Annotated in this window: 5 protein-coding genes; 4 read left to right on the forward strand and 1 reads right to left on the reverse strand. The window is 28.5% G+C overall.

The genetic code is table 11. The features are described 5' to 3' along the window. The 4 genes from QM495_RS05300 to QM495_RS05315 all read left to right on the forward strand — a co-directional run. A partial coding sequence (locus QM495_RS05300) for a DUF819 domain-containing protein (protein WP_408671072.1) occupies positions 1–1,089 on the forward strand: 1,089 nt, incomplete at its 5' end. Positions 1,090–1,143: 54 nt separating this feature from the next. Then, positions 1,144–1,842: a DUF4369 domain-containing protein gene (locus tag QM495_RS05305; RefSeq protein ID WP_408671073.1), complete on the forward strand. Its 699-nt coding sequence runs from the start codon at positions 1,144–1,146 to the stop codon at positions 1,840–1,842. 117 nt (positions 1,843–1,959) lie between these two features. Beyond that, on the forward strand, positions 1,960–2,454 hold the full coding sequence (locus QM495_RS05310; protein ID WP_408671074.1) for an RNA polymerase sigma factor: 495 nt from the start codon (positions 1,960–1,962) through the stop codon (positions 2,452–2,454). A gap of 3 nt (positions 2,455–2,457) precedes the next feature. Further along, the gene (locus QM495_RS05315; protein ID WP_408671075.1) at positions 2,458–3,093 is read left to right on the forward strand and encodes a hypothetical protein; all 636 of its coding nucleotides are present in this window, start codon (positions 2,458–2,460) and stop codon (positions 3,091–3,093) included. Between the two features lie 35 nt (positions 3,094–3,128). Here QM495_RS05315 and QM495_RS05320 read toward each other — a convergent pair. Continuing rightward, on the reverse strand, positions 3,129–3,722 hold a 594-nt coding region (locus QM495_RS05320), incomplete at its 5' end, for an AIM24 family protein (protein ID WP_408671076.1).

A 3,722-nucleotide genomic window follows, 5' to 3' on the forward strand; every position in this document is an offset into this window, starting at 1 on the left:
GGTGAAATTACTGAACATGGTTCTCAAGTATATTATATCGCTAGCCGATTTTTATTACCAGCAGCTTTGGTTTTAATGACATTAAGCATTGACTTAAAATCTGTTTTTAATTTAGGTCCAAAAGCACTAATTATGTTTTTAACAGGAACCATCGGCATCATAATTGGAGGTCCATTGGCTGTACTTTTAGTATCTATTGTATCTCCAGAAACCGTTGGAGGAGCAGGTTTTGATGCAGTTTGGCGTGGATTAGCTACCTTAGCTGGAAGTTGGATTGGTGGTGGAGCTAATCAAGCTGCAATGTTAGAAATTTATGGGTTTAACACCGCTAACTATGCAAGTTATATAATTGTTGATATTGTTGTTGCAAATCTATTAATGGCTATACTATTATTGGGAATTGGTAAAACTGAAAAAATAGATAAATGGTTAAAAGCTGACACTTCAGCAATTGAAACTTTAAAAGAAAAAGTATCTAATTTTGCTTCACAAAATATTAGAAATCCGTCTTTAGCAGATTTTATGGTGATACTATCAATTGGTTTTGCAGTTGTTGGGATTTCTCATTTAGGAGCAAATGCTATTGCTACTTTTTTAATCGAAAATGTTAAAGCAATAGGAGACAAAACCTCTGCAATGTCATCATTTGGTTCTCAATTCTTTTGGATGATTACTATTGCAACTTTACTTGGAATTTTACTTTCATTTACTAAATTAAAAAAATATGAAGGTGCTGGTGCTAGTAAAATAGGAAGTGTTTTTATTTATATTTTAGTTGCAACTATAGGTATGAAAATGGACTTAACAAAAATATTAGACAATCCTGGTTTATTAATAGTTGGATTAATTTGGATGACAATACACGTTCTTCTACTTTTAGGAGTTGCAAAATTAATTAGAGCTCCTTATTTCTTTTTAGCTGTTGGAAGTCAGGCAAATGTTGGAGGCGCAGCTTCTGCTCCTGTTGTTGCTGCTGCATTTCACCCATCTTTAGCAACTGTAGGTGTGTTACTTGCTGTATTTGGATATGTTGTTGGAACTTATGGCGCTATGCTTACTGCAGAATTAATGCGCATTGTTACCTCATAATTATAAGTTAAATTGAAATAAAAATTAGATATTTGTGTGCTTAAAATTTATAAAATGAAAAAAATAATTTACTCATTTATTATCATCAGTCTATTAATTTCTTGCGGAAATGATAAAAAAGGAACTATGAAAGTTCATGGAACTATTAATGGTTTAAAAAAAGGAACTATATATCTTCAAAAATATAAAGATACTTTACTCGTTTCTTTAGATTCTGTGAAGTTAAATGGTGAAAACAATTTTACTTTAGTTGATGATATTGAAAGTCCTGAAATATATTTTGTGGTTTTAGATAATAATGTGGATAAAAAAATATCTTTCTTTGGTGAAAAAGGTGAAATTACTTTAACTTCTAAACTTGATAAATTTGCTACGTCAGCTAAAATTTTAGGTTCTAAAAACCAAACCTTATTAGAAGAACATGAGGCTATGATTCAAAAATTTAATGGAAAGCAACTTGATTTAATTAAGGACAAGTTTGAAGCTAAAAAGGCTGGAGATACTGAGTTTTTTACAAAATTAGAGAAAGATGAAAAAAGTTTAATTAGAAGAAAATATTATTTTTCTACCAACTTCGCCGTGAATCACGGTGAATATGAAGTAGCTCCATATATTGCTTTAACTGAATTATATTATGCAAATATTAGGTTGTTAGATACAATAAACAACTCTTTATCTAAAAAAGTTAAAGCCTCTAAATACGGTTTAGAACTGAAAGAATTTATAGATGGTATCAAAAAAAATGAAAATTAATTTTTGACTTTTTTAAAATTTAAAGCAACTCAATTGAGTTGCTTTTTTTATTTTTACAAGTAAAATTGTAACATTCCAGTTAAATTATACACTTATAAAAAGAACGAAACTAAACTTGTGACTAAAGACCTTGAACATAAATTTATTTCTGAATTTCAAAAAAATCAGAATATAATTCATAAAGTGTGTAGAATTTACACCTCAAATCAAGAAGCTCACAATGATTTGTTTCAAGAAATTGCAATACAACTTTGGAAAGCATATCCAAAATTTAGAGGTGATTCCAAATTGAGCACTTGGATGTATAGAATTGGGTTAAACACCGCTATTACATTATATAGAAAATCTAAAAGAACCATAAAAACTCAAGATTTTGATACCGTTTTACACCGAATTCAATCTACGAGTTATGATGATACTGAAGAGGAACAATTAAAACTAATGTACAAGGCTATCCATCAATTATCAGACATTGATAAAGCGTTGATTTTTTTATACTTAGAAGATAAAAATTATAAAGAAATATCAAATACAATTGGTATTTCAGAAGTGAATGCAAGAGTGAAAATGAACAGAATTAAAACTCGATTAAGAACAATATTAAATCCGTAAATTATGGATGAACTAGATTTATTAAAAAAAGACTGGAAGAAGCAAAATGCTGGCTACCCAAAGTTAACTTATAATGAGATTTATAAGTTAATACATAAAAAATCATCTTCCGTTGTAAAGTGGATTTTTATTATTTGTATTGCTGAATTAATATTTTGGAGTTTCATTAATTTGTTAATCCCTGATAGTTATTTTGAAATTTATGATAAATTACACTTAAAAAGTATATTAAAAATTACATACGTATTACACTACATTATAGTATTTTGTTTTATTTATCTATTTTATAAAAACTATAATTCAATATCTGTTGTAGATAACACAAGTTTATTAATGAAAAAGATAATTAAAACACGTAAAACTGTTAATTACTATGTTTATTATAACATAATTGCAACAATCATATTGTCTTTTATTATTAATTTTATAATGTTTTCTGATGAAGAACTTTTAATGCAAGTTTTTAATCCTAAACAATTAGATATAAGCAGTGAAAAATTATTTAGCACCTTATTAATTACTCAAATTATTGCATTGGTACTAATTATTCTTTTTTTATGGATTTATTACCGTATAGTCTATGGCATTTTATTAAGAAAATTAAATAAAAACTATAAAGAATTAGAAACTTTAGAATAATAAAAAATTGAAATAAATTTAGAGTTTTTTAATGCTTATATTCTGTTATCTCCATCAAGTAGATCTCCAATACCTCCAAGTAAACTGCCTTCACCCCTAGTTTTATTACCTGTTTTAGGTGCTAAAGCTAAAACTCTACCAGCCAACCTACTAAAAGGTAAAGATTGTATATAAACAGTTCCTGGGCCTTTTAACGTAGCAAAAAATAATCCTTCACCTCCAAAAACCGTATTTTTAATTCCACCTACAAACTCTACATCGTAATGTACATCTTTTGTAAAGCCAACCACACATCCGGTATCTACTTTTAAAACTTCTCCTACTTGTAGCACTTTTTTCGACATATTTCCTCCTGCATGAACAAATGCCAACCCATCACCTTCTAACTTTTGCATAATGAAACCTTCGCCTCCAAATAAACCCCTACCTATTTTTTTTGAAAATTCAATACCAACTGAAACCCCTTTAGCAGCACACAAAAAAGAATCCTTTTGACAAACAAACTTTCCTCCCATTTCACTTAAATCAATTGGGAAAATTTGACCTGGATATGGAGCAGCAAAAGAAACACTTTTTTTTCCAATACTTGAATTTGAAAAAACTGTCATAAATAAGCTTTCACCTGTTAA

The organism is Lutibacter sp. (genome assembly GCF_046055765.1).
Lineage (GTDB): Bacteria > Bacteroidota > Bacteroidia > Flavobacteriales > Flavobacteriaceae > Lutibacter.

Excerpts from the sequence above, each read along its gene's own strand:
- QM495_RS05315 (WP_408671075.1), top strand. The coding sequence starts at position 2,458 with ATGGATGAACTAGATTTATTAAAAAAAGACTGGAAGAAGCAAAATGCT.
- QM495_RS05305 (WP_408671073.1), top strand. The coding sequence starts at position 1,144 with ATGAAAAAAATAATTTACTCATTTATTATCATCAGTCTATTAATTTCT.